The sequence below is a fragment of the Streptosporangium amethystogenes genome (assembly GCF_000721075.1).
Classification (GTDB): Bacteria; Actinomycetota; Actinomycetes; order Streptosporangiales; family Streptosporangiaceae; genus Streptosporangium; species Streptosporangium amethystogenes.
Genome location: NZ_JOEQ01000018.1, coordinates 95,439 through 113,468 on the forward strand (window position 1 = coordinate 95,439; position 18,030 = coordinate 113,468).

An 18,030-nucleotide genomic window follows, 5' to 3' on the forward strand; every position below is an offset into this window, starting at 1 on the left:
GAACGACTACGGTACGCGTGTTTCTCCAGCAAAACGGGCATATGAGCGACGACTCCTGCTAGGGGAGCACATCATTGGGAGGAGCTGCGATGGGCATGTCCAGGCAGACGGCCTTCACCCTGATGCTTCTCCTGGCCTTCTCTGTGATCGTTCCGGGATCCGCCGGATATCTGTCGGTCAAGATGGAGGCGATCGATCAGGCTCACCAGGATCTGCTCACCCTGGAGAGCAGGCTCCGTCACGAGAAGCTCGCCGCCCGGATCAAGAGGATGGAGCGGGTCAATCGGGCACGACATCTCCAACCGGTCACCCCCTCCGGCCGCGAGGCCTCCGAGCCCGTCCGGAGCTCCCGCGTCGAGTCGGGGACGCCGCCGCCCGGACCTGGCACGGTCGTAGCGGTGCCGATCCGGCCGGGTGCGGAGTGGCCACGCGAGAGACGGCCGCGCGCGCAACGGCAGAGCACCCAGAGACCGGGAACAGCCTGGCAGAACCCGCAGGGGCTGGAAGCGCAGGGGCCGCCGGAAGCACAGGGACCGACGGCGCAGAGGCATGTGGAGACCGGGACGGCCGGGACTGCCGAGGCGGCCGGCGGGACCTTCACGCAGGAGCGGTGGTCCCAGCTCGAACGCCGGGGCAGGGTCCGGCAGTATCGGGAACGGCTCGCCGACGCGGGACCCGTGTTCACCACGCCGGACCCGATCGGCGGCGAGAACCCGGGTGAGGGCACCGGCGAGTCTCTCGAAGAGAACCTTCTCCCCCAGCTCTCTCAGACCGAGACCCGGGCGAACTGACGGTTCAGATAGCCACGGATCAGACGCTTGGCCTCGGCCACGATCTCCGGGGCGCCGTTCGGATCACGGCGGAACGCCAGCTTGAGCACCGCGTCTCCGGCCTCCACCGCGACCAGGATGGCCAGGTCGAACTCCTCGCTGTCGGCCAGGCCGTACTCCTGCAGGAGGAGGCCGCGCAGCCGTCCGGCGATCACCGTGTTGTTCTCGGAGCCGGCGTCGAGCAGGTTGAGGTCGACCACGTCGCCGAAGTGCAGGGACCGGAAACCCGGCACGCTCCTGTGCATCTCCACGTACTCATCGATGATCGCGTCGACCGCGTCCCACCAGCCCGCGTAGTCCTCCGACAGGAAGCGTCTCCCGATCCGGGAGACGAACCCTTCGATGTGGCGCCGGGTCACCGCCTGGGCGATGGCCCGCTTGTCGGGAAAGAACTGGTAGACCGAGCCGATCGCGACCCCCGCGCGCTCGGCGATCCGTGTGGTGGAAAGCGCGTCGTAGCCGATCTCGTCCAGCAGGTCGGCGCACGCGTCGAGCATTCGCTCCACGCGCCGTGCGCTCCGTCGCTGGGTGGGCTGACGCCGCAGCGGGGCTTCGCAGGGCTCCTCGGCAGGCACGGTGGACACCCCACCATCTTGCCCGCCTGACGCCGTCAGGTCATTGCTTATTCGCCAATCGCGAGATTTCGCCGCCACCGGCCAGCCGTGCCAGCCGACGTACGGCCGCCGGGGAGATCCGCGAGAGCGCGTAACCGATTTTGCCCTCCGCGTTCACGGCGACGACGGGCAGGTCACGGTGGACCGCGCGCAGGATGTGCGCGGCCACCCGCTCGGGCGGGTACCCGCGCGCGGCCAGTGCCCTCCCCGCGGGCCTGCCGGTGCCCTCGGCGAGCTCGCCGACGTACGTGGCGTTCCGCGCGATCGCGGTGGAGACGAACCCGGGACAGATCGCGGTGACCCCGATCCCCTGCCCGGCGAGCTCCGCACGCAGGCAGTCGCTGAGCATCTTCACCGCCGCCTTTGACGTCGAGTACGCGGGCAGCAGCCGGCTGGGCAGGAAGGCGGCGAGCGAGGCCACGTTCACGATGTGACCGCCCTGGCCGCGCTCGGCCATCTGGGCGGCGAACAGGCGGCAGCCGTGGATGACGCCCCACAGGTTCACGTCCAGGGTCCGCCGCCAGTCGTCGACCGAGTGGTCGAGGAACGGACCGGCCACTGCGATTCCCGCGTTGTTGACCACGATGTCGGGCACGCCGTACCGGTCTCTGACCGTCCGCGCGAACTCCTCCATCCCGGTGGCGTCCGCGACGTCCACCTGCCGGGCGTGCGCCGTGCCCCCACCCGCGACGATGCCCTGCGCGGTGCGGCGGGCCGCGCCGAGATCGATGTCCGCGCAGATCACCTCGGCGCCGTGCGCGGCGAAGGCGCGGGCCGTGGCCCGTCCGATCCCGCTGCCCGCGCCGGTGACCACCACCAGCCGGTCGTCGTAGGGCCCGCGCCTGCCGGGCCGGTCCCCGCGCAGTTCCCTGGAGGGCGGTGCCCCCTCGATGTGCTCGGCGAACTCGGCGATCATGCGGGCGATCACCCGGGGATGGCTGCGCTGCGCCCAGTGGCCCGCGGGGACGCGACGGTGCCACAGCCTTGGTACCCACAGGCGTGTCGAGGCGAGCAGCGCGGAGGAGACGAACGGGTCCCTCGTGGTCTCGATGAGCTGGACGGGTGTCCGGGAGACGGGCTCGGCGGGCGTCCCGCGACGGGTCAGCATGTTGGCCCGGTAGAGGCCGAGGCCGTTCAGGCCGTCCCTGACGAGCGTGTCCGCGGGGTGCCCCGGGCGCCCTGCCGCCCGTACGGACCGTCTCATCACGCGCGGCAGCACGGCGCGCAGGACGAGTTCGGGAATGACGGGGATCTGGAAGGCGCCGATGTACCAGGAGCGCAGGAGCTGCCCGGCGACCTCGTGCGGACGGCCGTGCCGTACGAAGTGGGCGGCCTGGTCCAGATGCGGACCTCCGACGGAGGTGAAGGAGAGGATCCGCTCCTCGATTCCCGGCCTGCCGATCAGCTTCCAGCCCTGGATGGAGCCCCAGTCGTGCCCGACGAGGTGCACTTTCGGCTTGCCCACCGCGTCCAGGACCGCGGTCATGTCGGCGGCCAGGTGGTCGTAGTCGTAGCCCTCGGTGGCACGCGGGGCGCCGGAGAGTCCGGCACCGCGGACGTCGTAGCGGACCACGTGGAAGCGGTCCTCCAGCAGCGAGGCGACCTCGTCCCAGACCCGGTGGGTGTCCGGGTAGCCGTGGACCAGCAGGAGCGTGGGGGCGGCGGGGTCACCCTGCTCGAACAGTGCCAGCCGTACGTCGCCGGACTCGACCCACCGCACCGCGACCTCCTGTTGGACCGATTGTCCAAGACAGTAGTCGAACAGAGGCCGGCCGCGCACACCCCTGAATGATCTTCGAAGGCGGCGCGGGGAGGACGGGGCCGGCCCGCCGGTCAGCCGGACTGACCGGGTCTGGCGGCCAGTCCGGTGCAGTCGCGCAGCGCCTTCCAGTTCGCGATGGCCTGCTGCCTGCCGAGCCCGGTGATCGGGACCGGCACTCCGCCCTGGATGCTGGCCGGGGTCCACTGGTCCTTGAGCACCCTGCGACCGTTGATCGTCAGGGTGAGCACGCCGGTCCTGCCGGTCTCCGGGCCCCAGTTGTAGAAGACGAAGTTACCCATGCCGTAGTTGACGTAGCTGTTCTTCAGGTAGCCGCCGCCGAGCAGGATGTGCGCGTGGCCGCCCACGATGACATCCGCCCCGGCCGCGACCAGCTTGGGCGCCAGGCTCCGCTGCGCCTCGTTGGGGCACTTCTGCAGTTCGGTGCCCCAGTGCAGGTGGACGATCACGGTGTCGGAGTTCCTGCGGGCCCTGCGCACCTCCTGGATCAACCGCGCCTCGTTCTTGGCCGAGGCGAGGCCGGCCTTGTCGCCGGAGGCGGTCCAGGCCCCGACGAACTCCGCGTCCAGCACCTGGGTGGCGCCGATGATGGCGACCCGGTTGCCGTTCACGGTGGTCCGCCACGGCTTGTAGGCCTCGGCCTCGTTCCGGCCCACGCCCACAACCGGGAATTTGGCGCGTTTTATGGCGGCGAGGGAGTCGGTCAACCCGCTCTGCATGTAGTCCATGCCGTGGTTGTTCGCCAGGGACGCCACGTCCACCCCGGACGCCTTCAGCGCGGTCAGCGCGGCCGCCGGAGCACGGAAGGTGTACTGCTTGCCCGGTGCGGGGGTGCCACCGGTGGTGATCGCGGTCTCCAGGTTGACCATCGCCAGGTCGGAGCGGCTGAGCACCTTGGCGATCGGGCCGAGCGCGGTCTTCGGGTCGGAGTTCAGCCGGGTCCGCAACACGCCCTCGAAGTGCACGTCGCCACCGAAGGAGATGGTGTACGGCTTGCGTTCGGGGGTAGGGGTGGGCTCCGTCTGGGGGGTCGGCTCCTTCTCGGCGTCGGCGAACGCGCCGGGGGTGGCCGGCTCGGCCGTGGAGCAGGCCGCGAGGAGCACGGCCGAGGCGGTGATCGTGGCGGCCAGGGCAAGTCGTCGGGCGGTGCTGTACGTGTCCATCGGTATCCGAGGATGCCATCTCGCCCGCGCCGTGTGGCACAACTCGCCCTACGAGATTCGACTCCTCAAAACCTGACTAAGTAGCTTATTTGAGTAATTCAACTTTAGAGCGTACCGTCTCATCCATGGAGGACGAGGACCGGATCCGGCAGGCGGGCCCTCGGGTGACCACGGCCCGGCTGGCGATCATGCGTGACCTGCACACCGCGATCAAAAACGGCGACCATCCGTCCTGGACGGTGAACGTGCAGGTCATGCCGTTCGAGGACGCGGCCGACTACCGGTTCAACCCGTTCGACCTGACCAAGGTGTGGCCGCACGCCGACTACCCCGAGATCACGATCGGCAGGTTCGTCCTGAACCGCAACCCGGAGAACCACTTCGCCGAGGTCGAGCAGTCGGGCTTCGAGCCGGCGAACATGGTGCCGGGCATCGGCCCGTCCCCGGACAGGATGCTCCAGGGTCGGCTGTTCTCCTACCCGGACGCCCACCGCTACCGCATCGGCGCCAACTACCAGCAGCTGCCGGTCAACGCGCCGAAGGTTCCCGTCCACAGCTACAACAAGGACGGCCAGATGCGCTTCGGCAACCCGGGCGACCCGGTCTACGCTCCCAACACCGTCGGCGGCCCCGCGGCCGACCCGGCGCTGTACGCGGGCGAGAACTACCAGGTGACCGGTGAGATCATCCGCTCCGCCTACACCCTGCACCGCGAGGACGACGACTTCGTCCAGCCCCGCGCCCTGTGGGAGAACGTGCTGTCCGACACCGACCGCGCCCACCTGGTGAGCAATGTCGTCGGCCACGCCTCCGCCCCGGAGGTCACCGCCGAGATGAGGAAGCGCGTCGTGGAGTACTGGACGAACATCCACAAGGACCTCGGCCAGGGCGTCGCCCAGGGCCTGGGCGTCACCGCCGAATAGTCACACCTTCTCCTCGTATGGCTCGCGTCTCCAGCAGGTGCGAGCCATACGGCTTTTCCCAGCTCTCCTGGAGAGACACGCGAAAGGGGCCTGACCGCCGTTGGGCAAGCCCCCGTCCGAGGTGCGGAACCGTTCAGAGGTCGAACTCCCCACCTTTCACCCCACCGACGAACGCGGCCCATCCGGCATGGCCGAACACGAGCACCGGTCCTTCCCGGTCCTTGCTGTCGCGCACACCCACTTCACGTCCGGAGAGCCGTGCCACCTCCACACAGTTACCGTTGAGGGAACTGTGGCTGCTCTTCTTCCAGATCAACGCATCACCTGATTCCATGCCCGTCCTCTCACCCAACAGTACCAATGTCAGAATTTCATTGAGAAGAGGAGGAAAGACAAGACCCTTACCTGGAATAGTCCGCTAACCAGCGGGTTTATCGGGTCAGGACCCACACCGAGGGACCGGCGACGGTGGAGCGCCCGGTTCCCCCACCGTCTGGCCCCGTGTGGGCTCCCCGTCAGGAACGTGGGCACGCGCCTGAGGTGCCTCGGGGTCCTGATCAACCGACCGACACGTCAACCGTGTTCGTGAGCGCGTTTCCTCATGTCCGTGTCGGCCGGTGACACGCCGAGTTGGCGGACTCCGACCGGCCGGGCGCCCCGACGATGCGGCCGATCGAAACGACGGGCGCCCGTCTCCGCTTTCGCGGTGAAAGGCGCCCGGGGAAACGACCCGCGGCCGGCGGGCCGTTTTCAGTTCTCAGAGATCTAATCCGTCTTTCTTGATTGCGCCGATGAAGATTCCCCACTCCTCGCGGGCGAAGACCAGGACCGGCCCTGACCGTTCCTTGCTGTCCCGGACCCCCGTGAGGCCCCCGTCCAGCGTCGCCACCTCGACACAGTTCCCGTTCACGGAACTGAGCGAGCTTTTCTTCCACTCGGCGGCGCCGATATGTTTATCGTTCATTTGTCTTCCAATATGTGCATAGCGGCCTGCCGCTATCTTTCCCAGTACTCCGTTGTGTTTCTTATCAGTTCCTGCGACGCCACCTCGTCCAGGGCCCGCTCCGCGAGATGGCCGAAGGCCCGTTCGTACCCGTAGACCATTTCCGCGTCCTCTATGAACCGTCCACCGAACAAGGACTCCAGGTAGACGACATCGGGGAAGTCGGAGAACGTCAGGTGCACGAAGGTGCCCGTGGACACCGGCGGCGGAACGTCCTGGGGCAGGATCCGTATCTCCACGTGCGGTAACCGGGAGATCTCGATCAGATGCAGCAGCTGGTCTCGCATGACCTGGGCGTCGCCGTACTGGTTCTTCAGCACGGACTCGTGGAAGACGCTTATGTGCGTAAGCGGTCGCGGCGCGTGCAGCAGGGTCTGCTGGCGCATCATCCGGATCTCCGCGCGATCCTGAAACCAGCTCGACGGTAACTGGCTGGCGTGTTGACCCGCGGCGAGGACCTCCCGGGCGTACTCCTTCGTCTGGAGAAGGCCGGGCACGACCTGGGGTTCCCAGTTTCGTGTCATGGTGGCCTCCGCCTCCATTCCGATGAGCGTGATGTAGTCATCGGGGACGGAACTCCGATATCGCTCCCACCACCCCTTCCGGGCGGCGTCGTGCCGCAGCGCGGCCAGAGCCTCCCGGAGGCGCTCGTCGACCCCGTAGAGCCCGCAGAGCGCCTCGACGTCCTCCACCTTGGCCAGTGTCTTGGCGGTCTCGATGCGGCTGACCTTGGCGGTCGACCAGCCGAGACGGTCGGACACCTCGTCGCCGGTCATGTTCAGGCCTTCGCGCAGCCGACGAAGCTCCATGCCCAGCCGACGCCGGCGGAGCGCTGGACTACCACGTTCCGGCATCACGACCTCCTCGCCATGACGGGCGGGTGGACGTCATGGCCTCAACAGGAACCAGACGAATGGTAGTGCAAATTACACTGTCATTTGCAGTGTATTCGGAGAAGTTCGTTGCTTTTTTCCTTACGGCAAGTCTTGCAGGGAAATCTCTGCTGAGCGACTATCAGAACAGGAAGGTTCCCAGAAGATCGGGGAATCCACCGGTGATCATCCGGGGATGTCTTCGAGGGCCTTCGCGATCGCGCACGGGGCGAAACGGGCGCGCACCTGATCGGCAACGGCGCCGTCTCCAGCACGACGGAGTTGAACCGGGGAGGCCAGCAGGGGAAGCGGAGAGGATCGGCCGGCGACGGCCCAGAGTCGCACGCGTCAGTGGGCGCCCGATCGGGCGCAAAAAAGCACCGGGCCGGCGGCCACCGACCCGGTTGGCACAAGAACTCCACGTTGAAACCACGAAGGGAGTCTCCTATGTCCTTCCACCGTACCAAGGGGCTCTGCGGAATCAAGACCCTCCTCCTCGATCTGATCTACATCACCGACCGAGAGCTCTGCATGGACCAGGACGAGTGGGCCCACCGGCTCGGCTGGACCGTGACCAGGACCGGTTTCGTGAGCAGGCACTACCGCGAGCCCCGGTTCGACCTCCTCAAGGCCGAGCGGACCGCCGCTCCCGCCCTCGCCCTGGCGCCCGTCCCCGGCAAGAGGGCGGGCGGCGATGTCGCGACGTAACCTCCGCAACAACCGCTACGGTCACCCCGACGGTCGGCCACCCGGCCGGACGGGCCTCCTCGTCGGGCTGTGGCGCTGGCGGACGGAGATCGTCCTGCTCGCCGCCGTCTCGACCGTCCTGGCCGCGGCGGCTCTCTCCTTCAGGCAGGGCCACTGGTGGCCCTGCGCCTTGCTGGCCTGCACCTCCGGCGTCCCCGCCGCCTCCCGCTCCGGGCGCAGGTGGGTGCGGACGCACGCGTGGTGTCTGATCTCCCGGCACCGTCTCCAGAGGGCATGCGTGGAGACCGGGATACACACCCGCTCGGGACGGCTCCCGCTGGTGCTGTGGATCACTCCTTCCGCCGCCGGGGAGAGGGCGCTGATTCTCGCCAGGGCCGGGATCTGCGCCGAGGACTTCGAGGCGTTCTCGGCCGAGATCGCGGCGGCGTGCTACGCCCGCGACACCGTGGTCCTTCGGCACCGCAGATGGGCGCACCTGCTGACCGTCGAGATCGTCCGCAGGGACGAGTTCACCGGCCCCCCGGTGGGACTCGACCGGTTGTACGGGTGGACGGACTGGGTCGGCCCACGGGCCCACCGGGCCGCGCGGGAGGAGTCCGGTATCCGCTCCGCCGCACTGCCCCCGGGGCCGCACCAGCCCGCCGACCACCGGCAACGGGCCGCGTGATCCTCCCCTCCACCTGGGTGCCACCGGCCGTTCCGTTCTCCTGAAGGCACCGAGGCCCCCGAGTTCACCCTCGGGGGCTTCCCCTCGCCCCGGCCTATGACCATGATGGGTTCACTTGCCGAACTCAGGAGTGCCGATGAGAACAGCGCACCGGACCTGCCCCCTCTGCGAGGCCGTCTGCGGCCTCCGGCTCACCCTCGACGACACCGGGCACGTCACCTCGGTCAAGGGCGACCCGGACGACCCGTTCTCCAGGGGGTTCATCTGCCCCAAGGGGGCAAGCCTGGGCCGCCTCGACGAGGACCCGGACCGGCTGGGCGTCCCGATGATCCGGACGGGCGAGACGTGGCGCGAGGCGTCCTGGGACGAGGCGTTCCGCACGGTCGAGGAGGGCCTGAAGGGCGTGATCGACACACACGGCCGCCGGTCTCTGGCCGTCTACGTCGGCAATCCGACCGCCCACTCCATGGCGGGCGCCCTGTACGGCACTCCCCTGATCCGCGCCCTCGGCACCCGCAACGTCTTCTCCGCGAGCACCGCGGACCAGATGCCCAAACACGTCTCCTGCGGCCTGATGCTCGGCGACCCGCTGGCCATCGCCGTGCCCGACCTGGACCGCACCGACTACCTGCTGATGCTGGGCGCCAACCCGCTGGAGTCCAACGGCTCGCTCTGCACCGCCCCCGACTTCCCCGGCCGCCTCAAGGCGCTGCGCGGGCGCGGGGGCAGGCTCGTGGTCGTCGACCCGCGCCGCACCCGCACCGCCGCTCTCGCCGACGAGCACCTGTTCGTGAGGCCGGGCACCGACGCCTACCTGCTGTTCGGCATCGTGCACACCCTCTTCGCCGAGGATCTGACCTCGGTGGGCGTCGAGGTCAACGGGCTGGACGAGGTCGGACGGCTGGCAGAGGGCTTCGCCCCGGAGACCGTGGCCCCGATCTGCGGGGTGCCCGCCGCGGAGATCGTACGGCTGGCGCGCGAGCTGGCCGCGGCCCCGACCGCCGCCGTCTACGCCCGCATCGGCACCTGCACCGTCGAGTTCGGCACCGTCACGCAGTGGCTGGTCGACGTCGTCAACATCCTGACCGGCAACTTCGACCGCCCCGGCGGGGTCATGTTCGCGAAGACCGCGGTGGAGAACGGCCGCAGGAGCAAGCCGTACACCACGGGACGGTGGCACAGCCGCGTCCGCGGACTGCCGGAGGCGAACGGTGAGCTCCCGGTGGCCACCCTCGCGGACGAGATCGAGACACCGGGCGAGGGGCAGGTCAGGGGGCTGGTCATGGTGGCCGGCAACCCGGTGCTGTCGGCGCCGGGCGGTCCCCGGCTGGACACGGCCTTCCGCGATCTGGAGTTCATGGTCTGCGTGGACCCGTACCTGAACGAGACCACCAGGCACGCGAACGTCATCCTGCCGCCGCCCCGGGTGATGCAGTCGCCGCACTACGACCTGTCACTGCTGTTCGTCGCAGTCCGCAACTACGCGAGGTTCTCCCCGCCGATCCTGCCGCTGGAGCCGGGACGTCCCTCCGAGGCCGAGATCATGGCGCGGCTGACGATGATTGCCTCCGGGCAGGGGGCGGACGCCGACCCGGCCCTGCTCGACGAGCTGATCCTCGACCAGATGCTCCGCAAGGCGGTCGAGACGCCCGGCTCACCGATGGAGGGCGGGGACCCGGCCGAGCTGCGTGCCTCGCTGGACGGTGACAGCGGAGCCGAGATGCGGCTGGACGCCATGCTCAGGCTCGGCCCCTACGGGCTCTCTCTGGCCACGCTCCTGGCGAATCCGCACGGCATCGACCTGGGCGCTCTGGAACCTCGGCTGACGGAGATCGTCCGCACCACCTCGGGACGGGTGGAGCTGGCCCCGCCGCGGCTGGTCGAGGATGTCGCGCGGCTGCGCGGGCGGCTGACCGTGCCCCCCGCGGAGATCGTGCTGATCGGCCGGCGCCACCTGCGCTCCAACAACAGCTGGCTGCACAACGTGGGCCCGCTGGTCGGCGGGACCAACCGGTGCACCCTGCAGATCAATCCGGACGACGTGAGCAGGCTCGGGCTGGGCGAGCACGCGGTGGTGCGCTCGGCGGCCGGCGAGTTGGTCGTGCCGCTGGAGCCGACCGACACGATCATGCCGGGCGTGGTGAGCCTGCCCCACGGATGGGGACACGCGGGCACCTCGCAACTGGTGGCCGCCAAGCACACGGGGGTCAACGTGAACGCGCTGACAGATGATTCCATCGTGGACCTACCCTCGGGAAACGCCGTGTTCAACGGGGTTCCCGTCACACTCGGTCGGGCATGATCCCATGATCGCTCGGAAAAGGGGGATCGACGCGCATTAGGCTTGCGCGCGTGACCACCCCTTTAGCACAGGACCGTCTACAGGCTCAGCTCACCTTCGCCATGGAGATCGACAAGCTCAGACGCATCGTCCGCCGCAACACCCTCATGGACGGGTCGCGGCGGGAGAACGACGCCGAGCACTCCTGGTACGTGGGCATGCTGGCGATGGTCTTGGCCGAACACGCACCACCGGGCACCGACCTCGACAGGGTCGTCGCGATGCTGCTCGTCCATGACATCGTCGAGATCGACGCGGGAGACACCTTCATCTACGACGCCTCCGCCGTCGAGGCCCAGTTGGGCATCGAGCGCAAGGCCGCCGACCGGATCTTCGGGCTGCTCCCGGACGACCAGGCCGCGCGGTTGCGCGACCTCTGGGACGAGTTCGAGGAGCGCAGGACTCCCGAGGCCAAGTTCGCCAAGGCCCTCGACCGGATCGCGCCCATCATGGCCAATCACCACAATGAGGGCGGAACCTGGTCGCTCTACAAGGTGACGGCGGAACAGGTGCTGGAGAAGGTGAAAATCATCGAGGAGGGGTCGGCGACGCTGGGCGCCTACGCCACCGAGATCATCGCTCTCTCTGTCAGCCGAGGACATTTGGCGCGTGCATAACACCGTTCCCGGGTAGGTCCCTATGGGTCAAGAGGGGGGCGATAGTGAAGGAAACCGTCAAAACAGGGCGCCGAACTTTTAAGCGTCTGGTGCCCGGGGTCGAGTTCACCGAGCGGATCGAACGGTCGCCCAGGGCCGATCGGCCGATCCGCATACTCGCCAAGGCCGTACGCCGGCGGATCGGCCCCGGCCTGCTCCGTGACCTGCTGCACGGGGTACCGCTTGGCAAACCACTCCATCCACCACTCGCCAACCTGAGCCTGGGCCTCTGGGCGGCGACCGCGGTGCTCGACGTGACCCGCTCGGATCCACGCGCGTCGCGACTGCTGGTCGCGAGTGGACTCGCCACCGCCACCCCTGCGGTGGCCGCGGGCATCGTCGACTGGTCCGCGCTCCACCGCGAGCAGCAGCGGGTGGGGTTCGTGCACGCGATCGCCAACCTGGCCTCCCTCGGGCTCTACGCCGGGTCGCTGGTGTTCCGGATGACCGGGCGCGACCGGACCGGGCGGCTGCTGTCGTTCGTCGGGCTGGGTGCCGCGAGCGTGGGCGGCTACCTCGGCGGCCACCTCGCCTACCGGCAGGCGGCCGGGTCCAACCACGCCGAGTCCGTCGCCCACCTGGTCCCGCTGGGCTGGCACGACCTGTGCGAGATCGGCGATCTGCCCGACGGACGTCCGGTGACGCGACGGCTCGGCTACATCGACCTGTTCGTGCTCCGGGTCGGGGGCAACGTCACGGTCCTCGCCGACCAGTGCGCCCACCTGGCCGGGCCGCTCCACCAGGGGCGCCTGATCTCGGAGGAGGGCACCGCCTGCGTGGTCTGCCCGTGGCACGGAAGCACCTTCAGACTCTCCGACGGCGCCGTCGTACACGGCCCGGCCACGGCCCCCCAGCCGTCCTTCGAGACCCGGGTCCGCCGCGACGGGGTGCTCCAGGTCCGTCCCGCCCAGGTATGACGGACCACCTCACCCGGGCGCGACGAGAACCGGCCTGCCACCGGCCCTGACCTTTTCGGGCCTGTTCGGGCTATGCGGACTTGCCGTCGGCGGGGTGTTCCACCAGGGCGAGGATCCGGCTGGACATGAACCGGGCGGTGCGCACGGCCGTTCCGCTCCGGGTGACCTCGCTCACCTCGACGACGCCGCCGCGTGCGTTGGCCACCTCAACGCGGCGTCCCGCTCTGGTGGCGCTGACCTCGTAGGTACGGGAACTGTCTCCTGCGTCGATGACAACCTCGACCTTGTCACCTTTCATACCTAATTGGTACCCACTAGTAGGCAGGTTCACCCGTACACCAGTTTGACTATCGCCAGCACGCCGATGCAGACGATGAACCAGCGCAGTACCGGAGCGGGCAGCTTCCTGCCGATCTTCGCGCCGAGGAAACCACCGATCGCGGCGCCCAGCGCCACCATCAGCACCGCCAGCCAGTCGATCTCCGCGATCAGGATGAACAGCGCCGCGGCGGACATGTTGATCAGCAGCGAGAGGACGTTCTTGGCCGCGTTGATCCGCTGCAGGCCGTCGTCGAGGAAGCTGCCGAGCAGCCCGATGAGCAGCACGCCCTGCGCGGCACCGAAGTAACCGCCGTAGATGCCGCAGGCGAAGACACCGACCCAGAGCCAGGGGCCGCCGTGCAGCTGGGCGTGCTGCCGCCGGGCGCTCAACCACCTGTTGAGTCTCGGCTGGGCGATCACCAGCACGCACGCCACGCCGATCAGGACGGGCACCACGATGTTGAACGTCTCCGCGGGGAGATAGAGCAGGAGCACCCCGCCGATCACCGCACTGATGATCGTCGGAATTCCCAGCCGGATCAGCCGCTGGCGCTGCCCCTTCAACTCCGCCCGGTAGCCGAGCGCGCCGGTCAGCGAGCCCGGGACCAGGCCGACACTGTTGCAGACGTTGGCGAGGACCGGCGGCATCCCCAGCGCGACCATGGTCGGGAACGTGATCAGAGATCCGGAGCCGACAACGGCGTTGATGCCTCCGGCCCCGATGCCGGCCACGAAGATCGCGGCCGCCTCCCACGGTGTCATGAACTCCCCTTTGCTGGTGAGGCTCGCGCCCATGACGAGGTGCACGGCACTTACCGGATGCTAGGAGGAGCCCGGCCGCTGTCTCACAGCAGGGGTATGCTTTACCGGTTTTTGGACAACCGAAACGGGCTCAGGGCTGGTGTGCCCGCGCGTACCACCGGCCGTCCCGCCCCTGGTCCAGGCTGAGCGGGACGCTGAAGGTGCGCGACAGGTTCTCCGCCGTCATCACCTGCTCGATCTGCCCCTGGGCCACCACGGAGCCGTGCCGGAGCAGCAGCGCGTGGGTGAACCCGCTGGGCACCTCCTCCACGTGGTGGGTGACCAGCACCATGGTCGGCGCCTTCGGATCGTGCGCGAGCGTCGACAGGCGGCGGACCAGGTCCTCGCGCCCGCCCAGGTCCAGGCCGGCGGCGGGCTCGTCCAGCAGCAGCAACTCCGGGTTCGGCATGAGCGCGCGGGCGATCTGGACCCGCTTGCGCTCCCCCTCGGACAACGTGTTGAACCGGCGCCGGATCAGGTGGGCGCATCCGAACTGGTCGATCAGCTCGACGGCGCGTGTGACGTCGTGGGAGTCGTACTCCTCCGTCCATCGGCCGAGGATGGCGTACGAGGCCGTGAGCACCAGGTCGATGACCTTCTCCTCCGGCGGCACCTTCTCCGCCAGTGAGGCGCTCGCGAGCCCGATGCGGGGCCGCAGTTCGAAGACGTCGCTCTGGCCGAGCCGCTCGCCGAGAATCTCCACGATGCCCTCGGTGGGGAACAGCATCGCCCCGACCACCTGCAGCAACGTCGTCTTCCCCGCGCCGTTGGGACCGATGACGACCCACCGCTCGTCCTCGTGAACGGTCCAGTCGATCTCCCGCAGCAGGGCCGCCCCGTCCCTGCGGACGGTGACGTCCTGTAGCCGAAGCACCTGACCGCCCATCCCTTACGCCTCCTTGTGAATCGCTGGAACAAAACCTATTGCAGGGTGAGCGCATATCGTGGATCGGTGCACCCTGATTCACCGATCTCGGCCACCCTGGTCTGCTGGGGCAACGCCTGGCTCGCCGGACAGGTCGGCCTCGACGAGGCCGCCGACCGCGTGGAACGACAGGCCGGCCCCCAAGTCGTCGCCGCGGAAAGCGGCGACCTTCTCCTCCGTGGGTTCCTCGCCGACCTGCGGATCGAGGGTATGAAGTCGCTGCGACTGGCCCTGCCCGTCCCGGGCGACCCGCTCGGACTCACCGGACCGCCCCCCTTCAACTCCGCGGCCATCGAGGCCGGACAGGCGGCGACAGCCGTGCTCGGTGACAGATGCCTTGGCCTGGTCCCGGTAAAGGACCACCGCGGGTCATCGTACGCCGGGGTTCGCTGGAGCGTGCTGGAGGCCCGGACCGCGGCACCCGATCTGCCCTCTCTCGCCGACGCGGAGCATGAGCTGACCCGCGCGATGCGGGTGGCCACCGACGCCCTGCTCAGCGTGGAGGGTCCGGCCCAGGGCCACCGGCAGCTGAGAATCATCGATGACGGCCTGGCTCCCGGCTACCCTGCCCGCGCCCATCGGGTCGCCGCCCTGGCCGCCCGTCTCGCCGCGGTGCTCCGCATAGCCGACGAGCGGGGACTCACCTCGGGCCAGCTCGCCGCACGCGCCGAGGCCCTGCGTGAGCTCGACCGCGCGGTGCGCCGGGCCCGCGTGGTCGCCCACCACGCCATCACCGAGCTGGTCTGAGGGCCTGGTCACCGGCCGGAGGTCAGCTTCCAGAGCTTGACGGTGCGGTCCTTGCCCGCCGAGACGGCCACCATGCGGTCGCCGACGGTCATGACGGCGACCGAGTAGACCCCGCCCTTGTGTGCCTTGATCGCCTTGCCGAGGGGTTTGCCCTCGGCCGGGTCCCAGAGCCGGACGGTCCCGTCCGTGCTGCCCGACACCAGCACGGTGCGCCCGTCCACCGTGCCGAACGCCAGGGAGTAGACGTTGCCTCCGTGCCCCTTGAGCGGCCTGCCGATGGTCTTGGAGGTCTTCGGGTCCCAGATCCTGATCTTCTTGTCCTTGCCGCCCGAGGCGATCACGGTGCGGTCGCCCAGCTTGCCGAAGGCCACCGAGAAGACCCGCCCGCTGTGCCCCCGGTAGACCTTGCCGTACCGCTTCCTGGTGACGAGGTCCCAGATCTTCAGCGTCTTGTCGGCACTGGCGGACACGACGACGGAGCGCTTTCCGATCTTGCCGAAGGCGAGCCAGTTGACGTCGTCGCGGTGCGCGGAGACGACTTTGAGCAATCTGCGGCTCTTCAGGTTCCAGAAGTAGAGCGTGCCGTCACCGTCCCCGGTGACGGCGACCGGTGAACCTTTCACCACGCCCGCCGCGGCGGAGAAGACCGCGATGGGGTGATGGCCGAGAACCCTGCTCTTGCGGGTCTTCAGGTTCCACAGGCGGACGGAGTGGTCGTAGCCACCGGTCACCGCGTAGGGCGTGCCGCCGAAGGTGACGGTGGCGACCGCGTAGACCTCGCCCCGGTGGCCGCGGAGCCGGTGAAGCCTCTTGTGCCCGGCGGGATCCCAGATCCCGAGCGAACCGTCCTGGCTGCCCGAGACCACCGTGGGCCTGCCCTTGATCTCGACCTTGGCGAGGGACTGTACGGCCCTGCTGTGCCCCTTGAGCGCCTTGCCGTCCTGACCGTCGAAGAGCACCGGGGCGGGCGGCATGGCGAGCGGCTCGGAGGTCGGCGGCGTCGTGAGGCTCGCCGTGGGGGCCGAGGTCAGGGCCTGCGCGGCAGGTGTCGGGGCCGACGTGGCAGCCCGCGAGGCGGCCGTGGAGGACCGCGTGGCGGGAGTCGAGGACGACGGCCTCCGCGTACCGTCATCGGGGGCGAGGGAGCTCGCCGTGGTGTCGCTCCGCATGCTCGGCACCGCCACCAGCACGGCGGTGGCCAGGGCCAGGGCTCCCACGAGCACCCCGGTGACGAGGGCGGCCCGGCCGCGCCGCGTCCCGTGCTCGCCGGGCTCGGCGGGTACCGGGTCGCCGAAAAGGTCCGGGTGCCGCGGCGGCGGCGGGGGGTACGCCCCCTGAGCGGACGCGGCCTGCCGGCCGACGGGCGTCAGGTTGCCCGGGTAGCGCGCGGGTCCCGCGGGGGAGGCGAAGGGAACGGCAGCGGGCGGAGGAGCGGTTGGGGAGGTGCCCGCCCTGCCGGCCGGAGTGTGGCCGCGGGCCGTGCCGGGCTCCTGCGGATCCGCCCCTGACGGCCGTACCCACAACGTCTCGGGAGCGGGCGGCGGGGACACGGGCGGAACGGCGGGCGAAGGCACGGGCGAGGCGGCGGGCAGGGGCGGCACGGCGGGTGGAGGTCGCGGAGGCTCGGGAGCGGATGCCTCCTCTGACTGGGTGTCCAGAAGCGCGAACAGCACCTCGGAGGCGTTGGGCCGTTCCTCGGCCTGCTTGCTGAGGCACGAGGTGACGATCGGCCGCAGGGTGTCGGGGAGCTCGGACAGGTCGGGGTCCTCGTTCATCACCCGGTAGATGACCGCGGGCACGCTGTCCTGGCCGAACGCGGGCCGCCCGGTCGCGGCGAACACCATCGTCAACGCCCAGCTGAACATGTCGGAGGAGGACCCGACCCGGTGCCCGGAGACCTGTTCCGGCGACATGTAGGCGGGGGTGCCGACCACTCCGCTCGTCACGGTCATCGCCGAGTCGAGGGCCCTGGCGATGCCGAAGTCGATCACGCGGGGTCCGTCGGGACCGAGCAGCACGTTGCTGGGCTTGAAATCACGGTGCACGATGCCCGCCCGGTGGATGGCGGCCAGCGCGGTCACGGTACCGACCGCGAGCCGGTGGAGCACGTTGCCGCCGCGAGGTCCCTCGGCCTGCACGATCCGCTGCAGGGAGACCCCCTCCACCAGCTCGCTCACGATGTAGGGGCGGTCACCGTCCATGTGGGCGCCCAGCACCTGGGCGGTGCAGAACGGCGCCACCCGGCGGGCGGCGGAGACCTCACGGAGGAATCGGTCGCCGTCCATGCCGGTGTCACTCAACCTGGGGTGGAGCAGCTTGATCGCCACCATCACCCCGTCGGGCCCCCGCCCCGCGTAGACCACCCCCTGTGCCCCCTCGCCGAGGCGGCCGAGCAGCCGGTAGTCGCCCAGTGACTCCGGGTCCTCCCTGCGCAACGGGCTCGTGTCCGGCATCTGAGCCTCCCCGTTGTCCAGCCTGCGAACCGCCGCCATCCCCGAGTCACCAAAGATACGCAAATAACTAATTTTCAGGTAGATCATTCACGCTTCCGGCGTGTTCTTCTTAAGTCATAATCTTCGAAACGAATGGTGACCACGGTCACCCCTAGCTCGTGCGGAGACGCCCATGCGCCGAAGCTTCGGCACGCTCCTAGGTCTCAGCCTCATCACTCCGCTCGCGTTCGCCCCCAGCGCCTCGGCCGCCGCGAACACACAGCCCCCGACTTCGGCCGAGGTCCCGTCGGCGACCCGGACGGACGTCTC

Annotated in this window: 18 protein-coding genes; 8 read left to right on the forward strand and 10 right to left on the reverse strand. The window is 69.3% G+C overall.

What is annotated here, in order from left to right:
• Positions 1-95: 95 nt before the first annotated feature.
• Positions 96-791: a hypothetical protein gene (locus IG98_RS0125030; protein WP_157594496.1), complete on the forward strand. Its 696-nt coding sequence runs from the start codon at positions 96-98 to the stop codon at positions 789-791.
• Here IG98_RS0125030 and IG98_RS0125035 read toward each other — a convergent pair.
• From IG98_RS0125035 to IG98_RS0125045, 3 genes are all read right to left on the reverse strand, one after another.
• Positions 767-1,414, reverse strand: a complete 648-nt coding sequence (locus IG98_RS0125035; RefSeq protein ID WP_084195622.1) for a TetR/AcrR family transcriptional regulator — start codon at positions 1,412-1,414, stop codon at positions 767-769. The two genes, IG98_RS0125030 and IG98_RS0125035, sit on opposite strands and share 25 nt — an antisense overlap.
• A gap of 31 nt (positions 1,415-1,445) precedes the next feature.
• Positions 1,446-3,164 (reverse strand): SDR family oxidoreductase, encoded by a 1,719-nt coding sequence (locus IG98_RS0125040; RefSeq protein ID WP_030916846.1) that lies wholly within the window; start codon positions 3,162-3,164, stop codon positions 1,446-1,448.
• Positions 3,165-3,277: 113 nt separating this feature from the next.
• Complete coding sequence (locus IG98_RS0125045) at positions 3,278-4,387, reverse strand: CapA family protein (RefSeq protein WP_030916849.1); 1,110 nt, start codon at positions 4,385-4,387, stop codon at positions 3,278-3,280.
• A 125-nt stretch (positions 4,388-4,512) separates the two neighbouring features.
• Between IG98_RS0125045 and IG98_RS0125050 the strand changes: the two genes are divergently transcribed.
• Positions 4,513-5,310, forward strand: coding sequence for a catalase (locus IG98_RS0125050; RefSeq protein WP_425428083.1), 798 nt, complete (start codon positions 4,513-4,515; stop codon positions 5,308-5,310).
• A 133-nt stretch (positions 5,311-5,443) separates the two neighbouring features.
• Here IG98_RS0125050 and IG98_RS0125055 read toward each other — a convergent pair whose 3' ends face one another.
• The 3 genes from IG98_RS0125055 to IG98_RS0125065 all read right to left on the reverse strand — a co-directional run bounded on the left by IG98_RS0125055 (position 5,444) and on the right by IG98_RS0125065 (position 7,167).
• Entirely contained in the window at positions 5,444-5,644 is a 201-nt protein-coding gene (locus tag IG98_RS0125055) for a DUF397 domain-containing protein (protein ID WP_030916855.1), read from the reverse strand.
• A gap of 423 nt (positions 5,645-6,067) precedes the next feature.
• Complete coding sequence (locus IG98_RS0125060; RefSeq protein WP_030916858.1) at positions 6,068-6,274, reverse strand: DUF397 domain-containing protein; 207 nt, start codon at positions 6,272-6,274, stop codon at positions 6,068-6,070.
• Between the two features lie 32 nt (positions 6,275-6,306).
• Complete coding sequence (locus IG98_RS0125065; protein ID WP_030916861.1) at positions 6,307-7,167, reverse strand: helix-turn-helix domain-containing protein; 861 nt, start codon at positions 7,165-7,167, stop codon at positions 6,307-6,309.
• A 465-nt stretch (positions 7,168-7,632) separates the two neighbouring features.
• On the opposite strand from IG98_RS0125065, the gene IG98_RS0125070 reads away from it, so the two are divergent.
• The 5 genes from IG98_RS0125070 to IG98_RS0125090 all read left to right on the forward strand — a co-directional run bounded on the left by IG98_RS0125070 (position 7,633) and on the right by IG98_RS0125090 (position 12,474).
• A complete protein-coding gene (locus IG98_RS0125070) occupies positions 7,633-7,893 on the forward strand; it encodes a hypothetical protein (RefSeq protein ID WP_030916864.1) in 261 nt (86 codons plus the stop codon).
• Complete coding sequence (locus IG98_RS47270) at positions 7,880-8,560, forward strand: hypothetical protein (protein WP_051752842.1); 681 nt, start codon at positions 7,880-7,882, stop codon at positions 8,558-8,560. Before IG98_RS0125070 ends, IG98_RS47270 begins: the two co-directional genes overlap by 14 nt.
• A 136-nt stretch (positions 8,561-8,696) precedes the next feature.
• Positions 8,697-10,862 carry a molybdopterin-dependent oxidoreductase gene (locus IG98_RS0125080; RefSeq protein WP_030916869.1) on the forward strand — a complete coding sequence of 722 codons (2,166 nt, stop codon included), beginning with the start codon at positions 8,697-8,699 and terminating at the stop codon, positions 10,860-10,862.
• Between the two features lie 101 nt (positions 10,863-10,963).
• Positions 10,964-11,518, forward strand: a complete 555-nt coding sequence (locus tag IG98_RS0125085; RefSeq protein ID WP_245651701.1) for an HD domain-containing protein — start codon at positions 10,964-10,966, stop codon at positions 11,516-11,518.
• Between the two features lie 89 nt (positions 11,519-11,607).
• Positions 11,608-12,474 carry a Rieske (2Fe-2S) protein gene (locus IG98_RS0125090; RefSeq protein ID WP_245651696.1) on the forward strand — a complete coding sequence of 289 codons (867 nt, stop codon included), beginning with the start codon at positions 11,608-11,610 and terminating at the stop codon, positions 12,472-12,474.
• A gap of 70 nt (positions 12,475-12,544) precedes the next feature.
• Here IG98_RS0125090 and IG98_RS0125095 read toward each other — a convergent pair whose 3' ends face one another.
• From IG98_RS0125095 to IG98_RS0125105, 3 genes are all read right to left on the reverse strand, one after another.
• Positions 12,545-12,772: a hypothetical protein gene (locus IG98_RS0125095; protein WP_030916880.1), complete on the reverse strand. Its 228-nt coding sequence runs from the start codon at positions 12,770-12,772 to the stop codon at positions 12,545-12,547.
• Between the two features lie 29 nt (positions 12,773-12,801).
• Positions 12,802-13,557, reverse strand: coding sequence for a sulfite exporter TauE/SafE family protein (locus tag IG98_RS0125100; RefSeq protein WP_030916882.1), 756 nt, complete (start codon positions 13,555-13,557; stop codon positions 12,802-12,804).
• Between the two features lie 130 nt (positions 13,558-13,687).
• Positions 13,688-14,482, reverse strand: coding sequence for an ABC transporter ATP-binding protein (locus tag IG98_RS0125105; protein WP_030916885.1), 795 nt, complete (start codon positions 14,480-14,482; stop codon positions 13,688-13,690).
• A 66-nt stretch (positions 14,483-14,548) separates the two neighbouring features.
• Here IG98_RS0125105 and IG98_RS0125110 point away from each other — a divergent pair, with 66 nt between their 5' ends.
• Complete coding sequence (locus IG98_RS0125110) at positions 14,549-15,268, forward strand: hypothetical protein (RefSeq protein ID WP_030916887.1); 720 nt, start codon at positions 14,549-14,551, stop codon at positions 15,266-15,268.
• 8 nt (positions 15,269-15,276) lie between these two features.
• Here the strand turns inward: IG98_RS0125110 and IG98_RS47275 are convergent, their stop codons facing one another.
• The gene (locus IG98_RS47275) at positions 15,277-17,721 is read right to left on the reverse strand and encodes a serine/threonine-protein kinase (RefSeq protein ID WP_169750174.1); all 2,445 of its coding nucleotides are present in this window, start codon (positions 17,719-17,721) and stop codon (positions 15,277-15,279) included.
• Positions 17,722-18,030 lie beyond the last annotated feature (309 nt).